At 36.7% G+C, this 15,712-nt stretch carries 17 protein-coding genes; 3 read left to right on the top strand and 14 right to left on the bottom strand.

Going from position 1 to position 15,712, the window contains the following annotated elements; all coding sequences use genetic code 11:
* Window positions 1-94: 94 nt before the first annotated feature.
* The 5 genes from NMG63_RS08055 to NMG63_RS08075 are packed head-to-tail and all read right to left on the bottom strand — an operon-like array spanning window position 95 to window position 4,374.
* On the bottom strand, window positions 95-1,144 hold the full coding sequence (locus tag NMG63_RS08055; protein ID WP_013853376.1) for an ABC transporter substrate-binding protein: 1,050 nt from the start codon (window positions 1,142-1,144) through the stop codon (window positions 95-97).
* Entirely contained in the window at window positions 1,141-1,941 is an 801-nt protein-coding gene (locus NMG63_RS08060) for an ABC transporter permease (protein ID WP_254006920.1), read from the bottom strand. Before NMG63_RS08060 ends, NMG63_RS08055 begins: the two co-directional genes overlap by 4 nt.
* Window positions 1,941-2,786, bottom strand: a complete 846-nt coding sequence (locus tag NMG63_RS08065; protein ID WP_003774539.1) for an ABC transporter permease — start codon at window positions 2,784-2,786, stop codon at window positions 1,941-1,943. Before NMG63_RS08065 ends, NMG63_RS08060 begins: the two co-directional genes overlap by 1 nt.
* Window positions 2,786-3,829, bottom strand: coding sequence for a spermidine/putrescine ABC transporter ATP-binding protein (potA, locus tag NMG63_RS08070; RefSeq protein ID WP_003774537.1), 1,044 nt, complete (start codon window positions 3,827-3,829; stop codon window positions 2,786-2,788). Before potA ends, NMG63_RS08065 begins: the two co-directional genes overlap by 1 nt.
* An 11-nt stretch (window positions 3,830-3,840) precedes the next feature.
* Complete coding sequence (locus NMG63_RS08075) at window positions 3,841-4,374, bottom strand: helix-turn-helix domain-containing protein (protein WP_003774534.1); 534 nt, start codon at window positions 4,372-4,374, stop codon at window positions 3,841-3,843.
* Between the two features lie 203 nt (window positions 4,375-4,577).
* On the opposite strand from NMG63_RS08075, the gene NMG63_RS08080 reads away from it, so the two are divergent.
* Entirely contained in the window at window positions 4,578-5,282 is a 705-nt protein-coding gene (locus NMG63_RS08080; RefSeq protein WP_254006375.1) for a helix-turn-helix domain-containing protein, read from the top strand.
* Window positions 5,255-6,241: an IS3 family transposase gene (locus NMG63_RS08085; RefSeq protein ID WP_254007443.1), complete on the top strand. Its 987-nt coding sequence runs from the start codon at window positions 5,255-5,257 to the stop codon at window positions 6,239-6,241. The genes NMG63_RS08080 and NMG63_RS08085 overlap by 28 nt, the downstream gene beginning before the upstream one ends.
* A gap of 114 nt (window positions 6,242-6,355) precedes the next feature.
* On the opposite strand, the gene trxA is transcribed toward NMG63_RS08085, so the two are convergent.
* The 4 genes from trxA to NMG63_RS08105 form a co-directional block, all read right to left on the bottom strand.
* Window positions 6,356-6,664 carry a thioredoxin gene (gene trxA / locus NMG63_RS08090; RefSeq protein ID WP_003774532.1) on the bottom strand — a complete coding sequence of 103 codons (309 nt, stop codon included), beginning with the start codon at window positions 6,662-6,664 and terminating at the stop codon, window positions 6,356-6,358.
* A gap of 65 nt (window positions 6,665-6,729) precedes the next feature.
* Window positions 6,730-7,608, bottom strand: coding sequence for a diacylglycerol/lipid kinase family protein (locus NMG63_RS08095; RefSeq protein ID WP_003774530.1), 879 nt, complete (start codon window positions 7,606-7,608; stop codon window positions 6,730-6,732).
* 145 nt (window positions 7,609-7,753) lie between these two features.
* Window positions 7,754-9,868, bottom strand: a complete 2,115-nt coding sequence (locus NMG63_RS08100) for an LCP family protein (RefSeq protein WP_003774528.1) — start codon at window positions 9,866-9,868, stop codon at window positions 7,754-7,756.
* A complete protein-coding gene (locus NMG63_RS08105; protein WP_123171004.1) occupies window positions 9,840-10,550 on the bottom strand; it encodes a hypothetical protein in 711 nt (236 codons plus the stop codon). The genes NMG63_RS08100 and NMG63_RS08105 overlap by 29 nt, the downstream gene beginning before the upstream one ends.
* Window positions 10,551-10,675: 125 nt before the next feature.
* Here NMG63_RS08105 and yfcE point away from each other — a divergent pair, with 125 nt between their 5' ends.
* Window positions 10,676-11,215 (top strand): phosphodiesterase, encoded by a 540-nt coding sequence (yfcE, locus tag NMG63_RS08110; RefSeq protein WP_254006921.1) that lies wholly within the window; start codon window positions 10,676-10,678, stop codon window positions 11,213-11,215.
* A 62-nt stretch (window positions 11,216-11,277) separates the two neighbouring features.
* Here the strand turns inward: yfcE and NMG63_RS08115 are convergent, their stop codons facing one another.
* The 5 genes from NMG63_RS08115 to NMG63_RS08135 all read right to left on the bottom strand — a co-directional run bounded on the left by NMG63_RS08115 (window position 11,278) and on the right by NMG63_RS08135 (window position 15,712).
* Window positions 11,278-13,110 carry an LCP family protein gene (locus tag NMG63_RS08115; RefSeq protein ID WP_254006922.1) on the bottom strand — a complete coding sequence of 611 codons (1,833 nt, stop codon included), beginning with the start codon at window positions 13,108-13,110 and terminating at the stop codon, window positions 11,278-11,280.
* Window positions 13,073-13,723: a hypothetical protein gene (locus NMG63_RS08120; protein ID WP_254006923.1), complete on the bottom strand. Its 651-nt coding sequence runs from the start codon at window positions 13,721-13,723 to the stop codon at window positions 13,073-13,075. The genes NMG63_RS08115 and NMG63_RS08120 overlap by 38 nt, the downstream gene beginning before the upstream one ends.
* A gap of 132 nt (window positions 13,724-13,855) precedes the next feature.
* Window positions 13,856-14,650, bottom strand: coding sequence for a hypothetical protein (locus NMG63_RS08125; protein WP_254006924.1), 795 nt, complete (start codon window positions 14,648-14,650; stop codon window positions 13,856-13,858).
* Window positions 14,644-15,348 carry an ABC transporter ATP-binding protein gene (locus NMG63_RS08130; protein ID WP_254006925.1) on the bottom strand — a complete coding sequence of 235 codons (705 nt, stop codon included), beginning with the start codon at window positions 15,346-15,348 and terminating at the stop codon, window positions 14,644-14,646. The genes NMG63_RS08125 and NMG63_RS08130 overlap by 7 nt, the downstream gene beginning before the upstream one ends.
* Entirely contained in the window at window positions 15,341-15,712 is a 372-nt protein-coding gene (locus NMG63_RS08135; protein ID WP_013853387.1) for a GntR family transcriptional regulator, read from the bottom strand. The genes NMG63_RS08130 and NMG63_RS08135 overlap by 8 nt, the downstream gene beginning before the upstream one ends.

The following is a 15,712-nucleotide window of genomic DNA, read 5'->3' on the forward strand; positions in this document are numbered from 1 at the left end:
AATACAAAATAATACATTTTTTTAAAAAAAGATTTAATTGTTCCTTTAATTCACCAAAAAGGGCCTTTTTAGCCCTTTTTGATGCGTTTTTTCGTTATTTTGTTGCTTTAATTCTTTGCCAATAATCAGAAAGAATTACTTTCATCTCTTTGTCGTAGAAAAATTCTTCGTCCTTATCATAACCTGTGCGTGTGACATAGGAATCGATTCCGTTGAATGCACCATCAGGTCCAGTCACATCATCAATCACAGATTGAATCGGACTTGTATATCCAATTTCTTCAGTGATGCGTTTTGAGACATCTTCTGAAATCATAAAATCAATCCATTTGTGGGCAAGATCTGGATTGGGTGCGTCAACAGGAATGACCATTGCATCCACCCATGTGTTTGTGCCCTCAGCCGGGGAATAAAAGTCCATATCAGGGTTTTCAAGTAAAATAGCATTCGCATCCCCCGAATACATAACCGCAATGTCCTTAGCACCACCAATCATTTGATCAATGATTTCATCGGTACCGTAAACAGGATCCATCGTTTGTTTCATTTCAATTAACCAATCATTAGCTTTTTTGAGTTCATCTTCTTGCGTAGTATTCATTGAAAAGCCTTGTGCTTTTAAAGCAATCATAAAAGCATCACGTTCTGAATCATAAAAGAATAGTTTTCCCTTATACTTTTCATTCATTAAGATATTCCAACCTTGAGTTTCAAGATCTTTACGGTCTACTGTGTTCTTATTATATAGAATCCCTACATTTCCCCAGAAATAAGGAACCGAGTATTCGTTATCAGGATCCATATGACGCCCTTTAAGGCTTGGAATGATATTTTCATAGTTTGTAATCTTTGAGTAATCTATTTTTTGAAGCATGTCTTCCTCACGCATACGTTGTGCTGTGTAGTCAGAAGGAACAATCACATCAAATTTTGAACCGTCTTGGAGTTTGTTGTACATTTGTTCATTTGAAAGAAATTTTTCATAAATAACGCGAACGTTATATTTGTTTTCAAATTCAGGAATCAATGATTCATCAATATACTCTCCCCAGTTATAAACGCGGAGTTCTTCTTTGGGTTCTTTTGCGCCACATCCCGTTAATACAAGAAGTGATGCAAGTAATGCTACTAAGATTTTTTTCATGAAACAGCCACCTTTCTTTTACTACGTTTCAGAATTGGTAATACATTTATAATGATTAAAACAACGGTAATAATCACAACAATAATTGTTGAGAGGGCATTGACTGTTGGATTAATGCGTTTCGACATTTGATAAACAAGTATTGAGATGTTACTTACACCATTTCCGGTCGCAAAGTAAGAAATTACAAAGTCATCAAAGGACATTGTAAAAGCGATAAGGGCTCCCGAAATAATTGCAGGTGTTAGTTGCGGTAAGATGACCTTACGAAGCGCTACCGTGGGCGTAGCCCCTAAATCCATGGCAGCATCTGCCAAACTTGGATCCAAAGACTTAAGCTTCGGTAAGACTGTAAGAATGACATATGGAGTACAAAAGGTAATATGGGCAACAAGCATCGTGCCAAAACCCTTTTGGAGTCCATTTACTGACGCAAACAATAACATGAAGCTAATTGCAGTTACAATCTCTGGATTAAGAACAGGAAAGTTATTAATGGTCAAAATTGATTTCTTAAAAATTTTCTTATGTTTACTCAAGCCAATAGCAGTCATCGTTCCGACTACGGTTGCGATAACTGTAGTAATCAAAGCAATGAAAAGTGAAGTTCGAACAGCAGCAGTAATGTCATTACTCTGCGAGAGTTTTCCATACCATTTGGTTGAAAATCCCGACCATGATGTCAATGAGCGTGAATCATTGAAGGAAAATACCATCATGACAAGAATTGGTCCATAGATGAAGATGAGCATCAGGATAATACCTAATGGCCCGATCCAACGATTTTTTTCTTTCATTAGAGTTTTCCTCCTTTTGGTTTTGATTCATCGTATTCACGATCGAATTTATTCGCAAAATGCATTGAGAGCATAATAAGGACAGCCATGATTAATGAGATGGCACTACCGAAATTATAGTCACCAATATTGATAAACTGATTTTCAATTAAGTTACCAATTAAGACATAGCTTCCGCCCCCTAAGAATTGCGGAATAACAAAGGTCGAAAGTGATGGTAAGAAGACCAGCGTAATTCCGGAGATTACCCCTGATAATGATAAAGGGAAGACAATCTTACGGAATGTTTCAAATCGATTTGCCCCGAGGTCATAACTCGCCTCAATCAGTGACTCATCCATTTTCGCTAACACATTATAGATTTGCATAATCATAAAAGGAAGGAAATTATAAACCATCCCTAAGATCACCGCAAAATCTGTATTCATCATTTTAAGTGGTGCAATACCAAACAAGGCAAGGAAACTATTAATCAGTCCTTTGTCTGAGAGAATACTAATCCAAGCATAGGTACGAACGAGCATGTTAATCCACATTGGAATGGTGACCAATAGAATGAGTAGTGTTTGCATACGTTCGGAACGTCGCGAAATAAAATAAGCTAGAGGATATCCTACTAAAAGACAGATTGCTGTTGTTATCGCGGCAATGCGAAATGAATCAAGGAGTACTTTTAGGAATACAGGATCAAAGAATTTTTTAAAGTTAATCAGACTAAACTGGAATGGAATCATTTGGTTCCCTACGGTCGTAAATGCGTAAAATACTATTAAGAGCATTGGTACGACAATAAATACGGACATCCAAACTACATAGGGAATAACCAGTGGTCTATATTTCTTCATTAATACGACTCCATTGTGTACATAACATGGATGTCTTCAGGGAAGAAATGGATGCCGACTTCTTTTCCTTCTTCTGAATTATCCGTTGTATGAATGATAAAGTCACGATGTTCCGTTTTAACGACAATCTCGTAATGAACACCCTTAAATAGAATTGACTCTACAACACCGGTTAGTTTACCAAGTTCCACATCAACAATATCAATGTCTTCAGGTCGGATTACAATATCTACAACTTCATTATTTGAGAACCCTGCATCAACGCATTCAAATTGAACGCCATCAAATTCCACAAGGCGATCTTCAATCATCGTTCCTTCAATAATATTAGAATCCCCGATGAAGGTCGCAACAAAACGATTTTCAGGTTCATTATAGATATCCATTGGTTTTCCGATTTGTTGGATTTCCCCTTCATTCATCACGACAATTTTATCTGACATGGTTAACGCTTCTTCTTGATCATGGGTAACATAGACAAAGGTAATCCCCACATTTTCTTGGATTTCCTTAAGTTCACGTTGCATTTCTTTACGCATTTTTAAATCCAATGCACCTAAGGGTTCATCAAGCAGAAGGACCATCGGTTCATTTACAAGTGCTCGAGCAATCGCAACACGTTGTTGTTGACCACCAGATAAGAGTGTGACAGGACGGTGTTCAAAACCGTTTAAGCCAACAAGATTCAACATCTTCTCAACTTTTTGTTTGATAATATCTTCATTGGTTTTCTTGATACGAAGACCAAATGCAATGTTGTCATAAACATCCATATGTGGAAAAAGTGCATACCGTTGAAAAACTGTATTAATCTCACGTTTATAAGGGGCTAATTTCGAAATCTCAATACCTTCGAAATATACTTCACCAGAACTCTGCTCTAAAAATCCACCTAAGATTCTTAAAAGTGTTGTTTTTCCACAGCCTGAAGGGCCAAGTAGTGTCACAAACTCATTCTCAAAGATATCCAAGTTGATGCCTTTTAAGACAAGTTGATCTTCAAAGCTCTTCACAATATTTGTAAATTGAATTAATGCTTCCATATTCTTCCTCCTTAAAATACTGGGGGTGTACACACCCAGATAACACGTGCTTTCTGTTGATGCTCGTTTACCAAGGCATGGTTACGATTTCCTTTAATGTAAAAGGTTTGACCTTTTGAAACCGTAATTGTTTCATCACCATACCTTAATGATACCTTACCTTGGAGTACATAGCCAAATTCTTCCCCTTCATGCGGTAAAATTTCATTAGATTCCCCACCGGGTTCAAGTTCTAAAAGAATGGGCTCCATCTCATTCTTTTGCGCATTCGGCACAATCCAATGGATGGTAGAGTCTTCACGTTCATCGATAAAATAATCATCCGCAGTAAAGACAACTTGTTCCGCAGACTCTTCTTTAAAGAATACTGATAGATTTGTCCCCAGCGCTTCCACAATATCATTGAGTGTTGCGATGGACGGTGACGTTAAATCATTTTCAAGTTGCGATAAAAACCCTTTGGTTAATTCACTGCGACTTGCAAGTTCTTCTAAGGTCAGACCATTTTTTGTTCGCAACTGTTTGAGTCGTTTTCCAATTTCCATAGTTCCTCCCTTGTTTAGTGTTGGTAAACTTTTATATTAGTAAGTATAAACACAAACTAATTATACATAATGCTTTCTAAAAAGCAAACGAATTAATTAAAAAAATGTAAAAATAAAAAGACCAACAGAGTGATAAGCTCCCCTTAAAGTAGACACCCGAAATAAATAAAATCGGGCACTACAAAAAAGGAGGAGCTTTTTCTATGGGGAGAAAGAATAAATATCCAGCCGAAATAAAAGAACAAGCAATTAATGAATATTTGAATGGCATAAAAGGTGCACCAGAAATAGCTGAAGAATTATCTATTGATTCTAGTACATTACGTAGTTGGGTGAAAAAGTATCAAACTTATGGTATTGAAGTTTTTTCAGATAAAGATCGAAACAAAAGTTATTCGAAAGAGCTCAAGGAATCCGCAATTAGGGATTATCTTGAAGGCGCAGGTTCTCTTAAAGATATTAGTATTAAATATGGTATAAGTTCCCATGAGGTTTTGCGCGGATGGATAAAAAAGTATAATAGACTTGAAACTATAAAGGATTACGATCCTAAAGGAGAAGTCTATATGACAAAAGGTAGAAAAACAACAATTGAGGAGCGTCAGGAAATTGTCGCATATTGTATTGAACATGACTACGATTATAAGGGGACTGCTGAGCGCTATGAACTTTCTTATGCTCAGGTTTATCAGTGGGTGAAAAAGTATAACGAATTGGGAGATGATGGTCTTCTTGATAAACGTGGCAAGCGAAAACAAGAAGATCAACTTAGTAATGAAGAACGTTTAGAACGTAAAGTAAAACTACTTGAAAGACAACTCGAACTGAAAGAACGCGAGAACATTCTATTAAAAAAAGTGAAGGAAATCGAAAGGGGGCGATATTCTCCAAAGCAAAACAAGAAGTAAAGTATCTCGCAGTGCAGGAACTACATCATAAACATGGCTGGAGTATTCAGTGGATGTGTAAGGTACTTAAAATCGCAAGAAGTAGTTATTATAAATGGACGCATCGTGTTGAAACAAGCAATGAAATTGAAAATCATGAGCTTTGCAATCTCATTCTTGATTATGATGAACTATTTGGACATATCTTAGGCTATCGACGCATGACGGATTGGATCAATGAGTTGAATAGCGTTCAATATAACTCGAAGAGGATTCATAGACTCATGAAGATGCTAGGGGTGAAATCAGTGATTCGTCAAAAGTCTAAAAAATATTCACGAAGCACTCCTGAAATCACAGCTGAAAATATTTTAAATCGAAATTTCTTTGCCGCAAAACCGAATGAAAAATGGCTGACAGACGTCACAGAATTTAAGATTAAAGGTTCAAGTAAGAAACTATATCTCAGTGCGATTATTGATCTTTATGATTTAAGTGTTGTGGCGTATCAAATAAGTGATCGGAACAATAATCAACTTGTGTTTGATACTTATCATAAAGCTATCGCGAGATATCCAGAGGCAAAACCTTTATTTCACAGTGACCGCGGATTCCAATACACAAGTAGGGCATTTAGGAAACAGCTAGAAGATCAAGGAGTGATGCAAAGTATGTCTAGAGTGGGACATTGTATTGATAATGGTCCTATGGAAGGATTTTGGGGAACAATCAAATCAGAAATGTACTACCCTAATGAATTCAGTACAAGAAGCGAATTGAAGAAAGCAATTGAAGTGTATATTGATTTTTATAACAACAAGAGACTTCAGAAACGCTTCAAAAACAAAACACCAATGATGGTTCGAACTGAAGCGCTAGGAACAGAGACACCTGTAGTCTACGCGATTCCAACTAACAAGAAGATTGAAGCTTACTGGTCAAACATTAGAGAAAAACAAATGCAGTCACTTGTAGCATAAAAAAGATGATTCATCATAAAGTGATAAATCATCTTGGATATTTTATTTATTTCACCTGTCTACTTGACAGGGAGCAGTTCAGAGTGTTGGTCTTTTCGAGATTAATCAATTCGATTATTGTGCTGAACGAATAAATTTTTCAAGTTCAGGTTTTGGTAAAAATCCTGTCTTGCGTCCAACGGGTTTTCCATCTTTAAAGAGAATTAAAGTAGGGATTGACATTACGTCGAAACGTTGTGCTAATTCGCCTTCTTCATCTACATTAACTTTTAAGATTGTTGCTTCATCTGCCATTGTTGTTGAAAGTTCTGTCAAGATTGGAGCGATCATCTTACATGGTCCACACCAGTTTGCATAAAAATCAATAAGTACTACGCCATCTTTAACGGCTTCATTAAAATCTGTTTTTGTTATATTTTTCATTTGATAGTGTCCTCCTATTTGCTTAGTTATTATATCACAAGTATTTCATATGTACCTTAATATGCTCACAGAGCATTTGGAACGCGTAGCTTCAGTTTTCCATCGAGTACACGAGCATGAATGGTTGAATATTCAAAGACCTCACCATCACATCCTAAAGCTACAGTTTGATTGCACTGAATTTTAATTTCTTTGGCTTTAAATGTTGTAACGACATCAAGATCTAAATGCTCTCCCTTATAATACATCGGAAGTAATTTAGGTAAACGTTTTGCGGGCACATCTTCCACGATGCACACATCCAAAGCGCCATCATCGATTATTGCATTCGGTGCACTTTGAAATCCATTTCCATACCAACGTCCATTCATAACAGAGATAAGGAGTGCATTATGATTGCTTGTCTTCCCATCTGCCTCAACCGTACATTGGATTGGTTTTTTACGAATGAGTTCGTAAATTGCATAGTAAATATAAATAAGTTTACGAGGAAACCATGTTTTACGGACTGCATTTACATCACGGTTAACTTCCGAATCGACACCCATATTCATACAATTTAAAAAGCGATGACCGTTGGCTTCACCAATGTCAATATGTCGTACAGACCCGTTAATCGTATCTTCGAGTATTTTTTCAAGTGGATGGTTATAGTTAATCATCCGCCAAAAATCATTGCCTGTACCGACAGGAATAATTGCTAATTGAACATCGAGATCTAGACCATTGAGAATTTCATGAGCCGTTCCGTCACCACCTACTGAGTAAATCACAACGTCGTTCCCATGATATTCTTCCGCAATTTTTTGTGCATGATCTGGATATTCTGTATAACGCAATTCATAATTGTCTTCTTTGTCTTTAAAGTTGTTTTCGATCCATGCTTCGACGTCACGATAACGTCCTACGCCTGAAGTTGGATTAATGATAAATACGTGTTTCATGATTTCGACCTCAATTCACATATGTTTATTATGGTACAGATGACCTAATAATACAAGAATGAAAGCCTCTACTTTCATAGAGGCCTCACGATTCGTAAGTATTATATCGATTATTTTTTTATTTTGATACTCATGTGCATGAGCTCTATTCGTTTGGACTTTGATTTTCAGGTTTCTCAGATTCTATTCGTACCGAGACCACAATATTACGATGTTCCCCATTATAAAGTCCAGCACGAATGCTTTGTGACTCAATGATGGCACTGGTGTCCCCCGATGGAATTGCTTCTATCGTAAAACCATTTCCATTTGCCCATGCAATGGCATCAGCAACCGTATCACCTATAAAATCAGGAATTGTAATACCTTTTGGTTCTTCAATTTCTAATTTCACGACAATCGTAAGTTCGATATACGTTTGCTTTTGGTGATAATCACCCGGCTCAACACTTTGATAAATCACTTGACCATCACTATAGTAATCTTGATAAGACTCTGAATTTTGGTCAATCTCATTGAAGACAACATTCACACCATTATTTTGTGCCCAACGTTTAATCTCACTGCGAGACATTGATGTCAAATCAGGTACAACATTAGATGTCTCTGTTTCTTTTTCTTTTTCTGTATCTTCAATACGTTTTGGAACGACATCACCCGGATAGTAAAGTCCATCTACATTTTGGCTTGGATTAAAGAGTGCTGAACGATAAGGTTTGGATTGTTTAAATCCAAATGTCTTAACTTTTAAATGATCAGCATCATGTTTTAAGTTGTCACTAATTACATCACGTGCCACTTGAACATCACGCATATAAGGATGGGACACATATTTGCCGCTGTACCCATCATCAATAATCTCGCCCTCACCTTGAAGCTGTGTTGAAACAATTCTAAAGGTATTATACGGCGATACCGGTGATTTCTCGATATTTTGTAAGGCATAACCCATAAGGGATGTGATGTCATTAATGGATATATTCATTTGAATATTGTCTTTCGCAGCATCTAACACATTCACAAGTGTATTCACATTGCGAGTACTTAATATTTGATTTGCAAGTTCTTTGATGACATATTGTTGGTTCATTTGACGAACATAGTCACCTCCAGTGAAGGCATAACGTTCACGTGCAAAGGTAATTACTTGCTTACCATCCATTTTCTGTTTTCCAGCCGGGATCCAAATTTCATGGAATTCTGTCGGATCTTCTTCTTTCGGTAAAGATCCTCCAAAGGCTATCGGTGACTCAAGTTCAAGTCCGCCTAAGGTATCAACGATTTTAACGAGTGCATAAAAATCAGTTTCAAAGTAGAAATCAATGTTTACCCCCATAAAATCTTGGATTGAATCAATGAGACATTGACGGCTGAATGCACGTGCATGCGTAATTTTATCTGGATAATTATTCTGGCACGCAATTGGTAAATACGAATCACGCGGAATACTTGTCATCGTTATTTTAAGTGTTTCAGGATTAAATGAAGTAAGAATGATGGAATCAGCGAGTTCTTCGTTGACCCCGATCATTAACATCGTAAAGGGTTCCTTTAATACATCTTTATCATTTACGGTTTCTTTACTCTTAATACTGAATGAAAACATGGCTTTTGAAAACTCGATTGGATTTCGTTCTTCCGTTTCAAGTCGTTTTGAAAGTGAACTAAAGTTTTTGGGTACCACTGCGAATTGAATTTTGTCATTCAAACTTGCGATTAGTAAATCATCATACGATTTAAACTTAACATACTCTACTGTTCTTGATTCTTTCGCTACATTTTTCTTAACGGCATCTTCAAATTCTTGTGTCGTTTCAACATAACCCAATGCGCTGTGGTCAAGGTCTTCCTTTTTCGCGTCTTCTTTAAAGCTTATAACAGAAAACTCTTTATTTTCTTGACCGGACTCATTAATCATTTGGTTTGCGATTGCATTCGTTTTAAATGTGTAATATGAACCGACTGATCCAATGATCAACATAAACATTCCAAAGACCGCAACTGCTTTTCGGAAAAAACGAATTCGTTTGGCATATCCCAGTAAGAAAAATAAATTTAGAATTAAGACAAGTAATACGATGATTGTAATTCCGAGCATAAAATATTTACTGTGCAAATTAACGTAGCGGCCAATCACAAATAATAATGCGATATAGATTATGTTGACCACTACTGTAATTAACAGACCAAAAATTGGTCGATGGATGAATGAAGGTCTACGTTGTTTGGTTTTAGTTTGTTGTTTCTTTGACTTGGCCATCGTCTACCTCCATGATTGAATACAATCCATCTTCATCTTTCGTTACATAAATATCTGCTTTCTGTTGAAACTCAGAAACATTTAAAACGTCTGAGTCTTTGTATTTCCATGTAATCGAGACACGATATACTGGAATGATACGTTCCACATCGTTGGTAACCGTATTAACCGTACCATCTTCAAGCGTCACCAACTCATCTTCTTGTTCTATTAAAACTAACTTATCTTTTTTAGCACTTGCTGATGATGAAGTAACTTCAAGTGTTTGGTCTAACTTCCCTTTTTCTTTGTAGTAGCGCATATCATTATAGAAAGTATCCAGCGCTTGTCCATAAACCCAGTCGAGGTCCTTATGAATATACTGCATTCCACCTACATCGTTAAAACGCAACTTATTGGTCCATGTATAAAAATCAGCGACAAAGTTTTGAGCAATCAGCTCTGAGATTACTTTATCATCCCTTGGATCTTCTTTAAGTTTCGAGGTAAGTTCCTTATAGAGTTCTTTTTGATATTCCGTTGCATTTTTGCGAAGTGAATAAAAACTGTTCTCGCTTGTAGTACCACCATCAATACTTGTTTTTGATTGGTATGCACGGTACGCAAAAAAACCACCTACACTCAAAGTTGTAAGTGAAAGAATTAATATAAAAATGGTAAGACCTTTACTGTGTTGCTTCATATTTTCACATCCTCTATTTATTCTATCATAAAATGTTCGCTCATAATTATCAATTAACGATTGGAAAATACCATATTTTAATATGTTTGGTGGTATAATTTCATTACATATGACTGGAGGATACCATGAAAACTTTAATTATTTCTGATATACACGGAAGCATCGACCGTTTAAATGATGTTCTCAATACACCACTTCCCTATGATCGCCTCTTACTTGTTGGTGACCTTATGTATCACGGACCCCGAAATCCAATTTTAGAAGACTATAATCCAAAAGCCGTTTCCGAACGCTTGAACCAAGTTCATTGCCCCATTCTGGCGGTACGTGGAAATTGCGATAGTGAAGTGGATCAGATGTTGTGTGAATTCCCCATCATGCAAGACTACACAATTACTGAGTGGAATGATCTCACGATTATGGTGACACATGGCCACCTCTTTGACAGCGACCTTGAAGGACCCCGTCAAGCAGTGGACCTTTACATTTCTGGACACACACATGTTCCCGTCTTAAAACAAATAGACCAGACAATTATATATAATCCTGGATCCATTGCACTTCCTAAAGAAAATCATCCCAATACTTACGGATATCTCGATGGTCGTACCCTTACGACCTACACACTCGATCATAAAGTATATATGCAATGGGCAATTGACTAGATATAAGATCGAGTCATAAAGTGCTTTAAGAAAAAAACAACCTTAGTTAGGTTGTTTTCTTTTTACTTATTCACAATCTTTATATGAATCGTATTCACACCTTCATTATAAAATCCTGGTTTCACATCTTGATTAAGAACTTGATTGTTTATATAGTCATGCTTAAACTCAGGAGAATCTGGTTTTACTACATCAAAGGTAACGGATACATTATTTTTATCTGCCCATGATTGAATCTCAGATTGAGAAAGACCATTAAAATCTAACACATCAACAGCTTGTGCGCTGCGTTCACTCGGTTTAAGCACCGTTAGCAGAGGTCCTGTATCTTCAGAATTCTCGGATGATATCAAGTCCGTTTGATATGGCTTACCGTAGGTAAACGTAAAGTCGTACTCATTTCGTAAGTCTGCATCCGATTTAAGGTTATCAAGAATGACTTTCTTTGCTTGTAAGTACTGATTTTCAAAAGGCTTGGCATACCAAACACCATTGATAATCGTACCTTCTCCAGCGATTTGCGTTTGCACGACTCTAAATGTAGACATCGGATCTACAGGCGAGCGGTCAATACTTTGAAGGGCATAACCCATAAGTTTGGAAATTGTTTCCAGTGGAAGTGTCATGGTAATATTTTTCTTTGCTGAATCCAAAACATTTAAAATTGTATTTGGATTTCGTGTCGCCAAAATTTTATTGGCCATTTCTTTAATGACATATTGTTGATTCACTTGGCGGTCGAAATCACCATTGGACATGTTTTCAATACGACGTTCACGTGCAAAAGTTACAACCTGCTTTCCATTGAGAAGATTTTTCCCTTTTGGAATTGTAACACCCTCCATAATTGGTTCACCATAATCATCATATTGCTTCTCAAGTGGGAATGAACCCGCAAAGGTCGTAGGACTTTCAATTTCAAGACCACCAATTGCATCGACCATATTCTCAAGGGCATAAAAATCCGTCTCGAAGACAAAATCGACCTTAACACCGAGATAGTTTTCAATCGTATCCACCATACATTGTGAACTGACGCCGTGGGAATGATTTATTTTATCGTAAGACTCGTTTGGATAACATGCAATGGGTACATAAGAATCCCGGGCGATGCTTGTCATCGTAACTTTTAAAGTCTCAGGATTAAACGAAGCAAGAATAATCGAATCCGCAAGATCATCATTTAACCCTAACATCAACATTGTAAAGGGTTCTTTAATAACATCCACATCGGTATTGGATTGTTTCGTTAACGAAGTGGAAAACGTAAATAACTCTTTTGATTGAGCGAAAGGATTTGATCCATCGGGTAATTCTTGAGTTAATGTGTGGTAGTTAAGGGGTAATACCGCAACATCAATTTTCTTTTCACTTACTGCTGACAATAAATCACGATAATTATCATATTTCTCAAACACGACGTTTTCAGCCTTGTCTGCAATTTTTTTCTTAATAGAAGTTTCTACTTCGGGTTCATTCATGGGGGCGTACGCCACGGTTTTACCATCAAGCACGTCATCACCACTAAAACTCACGACACTAAATTCACGTACTTCATTTTTATTAAGAATGGCATTTGTGATGGCATTGGTCTTAATTGCATAAAAAGACCCGACCGTTCCAACCACAAGCCACACCACAGATAAAGTTATAAAGAAATATCGAAAAACTTTCTTTGCTTTTAAATAGCCGAGTATATATAGAATATTAAGGAGCAAAATAAACATCATGACACTGAGAATACCAATTGCGAAATAGCGACCATGAATGGAAGCGAATCTTCCTAAAAAGATAATCAGTCCCAGGGGTAAAATGTTAGAGAGGATCAGAAGTAAAGTCCCCACAACACGGTTACCGCTATGCTGGGTTTGTTTCGGTTGAAGTTTGAGTTCCATTTGTTACCTCCACAATTGAATAGGTGTCGTCTTGTTTAACGACGGTTATCAGTGCTTCATGTTGATAATTGTTAGTATCGAGCACCGTCGAATCTTTATAGGTCCATGTTGCATGAACTTGATATGCTGGCACCTCTTGATCTTTAAGTAAAAACTTCGTCTTCTTTGAAGTAACATCAATACCAGTTACTTCAAGCGTATTTTCAACTTGCTCTTGTTCGATATAAACACGCATATCATTATAGAAACGATCCAAAGCTTGATCGTATACCCAGACTTTAATATCTGGATGAAGAAATTGGATGCCTCCAACATCATTCATTCGATCTTTATTTGTCCACGTATAAAAGTCCGCAATAAAATTCTTTGAAATCAATTCAGAAATCATTGCATCCGAACCTGATTCAACCGAAGCAAGTTCTTCATAAACTTCTTTTTGGTATGCGGTCGCATTGTTACGCAGACTGTATTGACTGTGATTTGATATCGTTGCTTTTGTAAGTGTCGTTTGATAGCTTTGCCATGCTTGAAGCGCAAAAAAACCACCCACACTGAGCGTTCCAATTGATAATACAAAAACAAGAATCAGTAATAATTTATTATTTTTTTCCATAATTACACATTCCTTTACCTTGATTACAATAATGCGAAACCTATACAAAGTCAATTAATCACAAAAGTTCACGCATTATCACATGTTTTACGAAAAAAAAACCTGATTAAATCATCAGGCTTTTAAGATTGATTACATAACTTCTAATTTATGATTCCAGAACCAAAGTGTTCCATACGTTAAGAAACCACAAACAAGAATTTGATAAAGGACAACAAGGGCAAGTTCACCCACTGGTATACTTCCACCTTGCAAGAATGCATAGGAATCATAGCGTAATAATACACTTCCAAATGATGTATCTACATACGCTCCAATTTGACCAAGGATAATTGCGATAAGAACCGCAATCCCCACAGCAACCAAGCCACGATTATTTTGGAAATAACTTGAGTGAGCCACTGCACCTGCAAACAGAATCACAAGAGAACTCAGCGCAAAGTTTAAGAGATTGTCAATAACCGCAAAAAATGCGACGCTTGACTCAAAATATTGAGCAAAGTATTGAGATATTTCCTGAATTGCTTGTCCATAGATTGCGATACTTCCTGTAGTTGTAAAGGTAATGATGAATAGGGATAAAATAAGTAATAACCCCATAATCACTGACCAGAAGAATGCAACCAATAATTTTGAAACAAGGATTTGCCAAGTCTTCACCGGTAAGGTAAAGAGTCTGTATCCGTTTTTATGATAGATACTCGTATAGAGTACGTAAATGTTAGCACGTACCGACATAACTGTCACAATCACAACCAAAGCAAAGAGCGCTAAGGCAAGAAATGTTCCAAAGATTCCAAAACGATCATTAATTGCTAATTGAATCATTAAGATTGTTAGAACACACCCTGCAATCATCATTCCTACAACGGGTGCATATGCTTTATAAGAATCGACTAAATCATTTTTAAACAGTTTACCTACCATTTGAATTCCTCCCTAAAGATTTCATCAATTGTTTGACCACGTGCTTCACGTAAATCATCACAATTTTCGTGCATGAGAATCGCACCATCTTTAATGAAGACAACTTCATCCAAAACACCTTCTATGTCTTGAATTAAGTGCGTTGAAATGATAAGAAGTGCATCTTGCGTATAATTGCTTAAAATCGTTTCAATAATCGAATCACGCGATGCTGGATCAACACCTGCAATCGGTTCATCAAATATATAAATACGAGCTTTACGCGATAAACATAAGGCAAGTTGAAACTTCTCACGCATTCCTTTAGACATTTTTGAAACAGGCATACTTCCATCTAATTTCATCTTTAGAAATAAATCTTCCAAGACGCCCATATCAAAGTCAGCATACATATCACTGTAGAGTCTCGCTGCTTTTAAACCCGTAAGATTGGGTGCTAAGTATTCCACATCAGGAAGATAAGAAACCAATGCCTTTGAATCAGAACCTACCGGATGTCCACATACTTGAATATCACCATGATAGTCACGTAAAAGACCTACAATTGTTTTAATTAACGTAGTTTTACCGGCACCATTAGGTCCGCAAAGACCAATAATCTTACCTGATTCCAAATTTAAGTTAATATTCTTAAGAACTTGATTCTTACCATAATGTTTATTTAAATGTGAAATAACTAAACCATTTTCATTATTCATCTTTCCCAACCTCCCATTCATGTTTAAGAAGGCTTAATGTTTCTTCAAGGTCAAGACCGAGCGTCTTCGTCTTCTCAACAAACACAACACTGTAACGACGTCCCAATTCACTTCTTAACTTCTTAATTATATCTTTTTTATCTGTAACAAATTTACCGTTTGTGCGATCTGTTTCAATTAAACCATCTCGCTCGAGCTCATTAAGCGCTTTTTGAACCGTATTCGGATTTACTTTAAAGAATAAAGCAAGTGCCCGGATGGACTCAATGCGATCCCCTGCATTAAGTCGACCCGAGGCAATTTCCAATTCAAAATACTCTATGATTTGTCGGTAAATGGCTACGGAACTATTTTTTAGTGACAT

It is taken from the genome of Erysipelothrix amsterdamensis (assembly GCF_940143175.1).
GTDB lineage: Bacteria > Bacillota_I > Bacilli_A > Erysipelotrichales > Erysipelotrichaceae > Erysipelothrix > Erysipelothrix amsterdamensis.

Excerpts from the sequence above, each read along its gene's own strand:
- NMG63_RS08055 (WP_013853376.1), bottom strand. The coding sequence starts at position 1,144 with ATGAAAAAAATCTTAGTAGCATTACTTGCATCACTTCTTGTATTAACG.
- NMG63_RS08060 (WP_254006920.1), bottom strand. The coding sequence starts at position 1,941 with ATGAAAGAAAAAAATCGTTGGATCGGGCCATTAGGTATTATCCTGATG.
- NMG63_RS08065 (WP_003774539.1), bottom strand. The coding sequence starts at position 2,786 with ATGAAGAAATATAGACCACTGGTTATTCCCTATGTAGTTTGGATGTCC.
- potA (WP_003774537.1), bottom strand. The coding sequence starts at position 3,829 with ATGGAAGCATTAATTCAATTTACAAATATTGTGAAGAGCTTTGAAGAT.
- NMG63_RS08075 (WP_003774534.1), bottom strand. The coding sequence starts at position 4,374 with ATGGAAATTGGAAAACGACTCAAACAGTTGCGAACAAAAAATGGTCTG.
- NMG63_RS08080 (WP_254006375.1), top strand. The coding sequence starts at position 4,578 with ATGGGGAGAAAGAATAAATATCCAGCCGAAATAAAAGAACAAGCAATT.
- trxA (WP_003774532.1), bottom strand. The coding sequence starts at position 6,664 with ATGAAAAATATAACAAAAACAGATTTTAATGAAGCCGTTAAAGATGGC.
- NMG63_RS08095 (WP_003774530.1), bottom strand. The coding sequence starts at position 7,608 with ATGAAACACGTATTTATCATTAATCCAACTTCAGGCGTAGGACGTTAT.
- NMG63_RS08100 (WP_003774528.1), bottom strand. The coding sequence starts at position 9,868 with ATGGCCAAGTCAAAGAAACAACAAACTAAAACCAAACAACGTAGACCT.
- NMG63_RS08105 (WP_123171004.1), bottom strand. The coding sequence starts at position 10,550 with ATGAAGCAACACAGTAAAGGTCTTACCATTTTTATATTAATTCTTTCA.
- yfcE (WP_254006921.1), top strand. The coding sequence starts at position 10,676 with ATGAAAACTTTAATTATTTCTGATATACACGGAAGCATCGACCGTTTA.
- NMG63_RS08115 (WP_254006922.1), bottom strand. The coding sequence starts at position 13,110 with ATGGAACTCAAACTTCAACCGAAACAAACCCAGCATAGCGGTAACCGT.
- NMG63_RS08120 (WP_254006923.1), bottom strand. The coding sequence starts at position 13,723 with ATGGAAAAAAATAATAAATTATTACTGATTCTTGTTTTTGTATTATCA.
- NMG63_RS08125 (WP_254006924.1), bottom strand. The coding sequence starts at position 14,650 with ATGGTAGGTAAACTGTTTAAAAATGATTTAGTCGATTCTTATAAAGCA.
- NMG63_RS08130 (WP_254006925.1), bottom strand. The coding sequence starts at position 15,348 with ATGAATAATGAAAATGGTTTAGTTATTTCACATTTAAATAAACATTAT.
- NMG63_RS08135 (WP_013853387.1), bottom strand. The coding sequence starts at position 15,712 with ATGTCACTAAAAAATAGTTCCGTAGCCATTTACCGACAAATCATAGAG.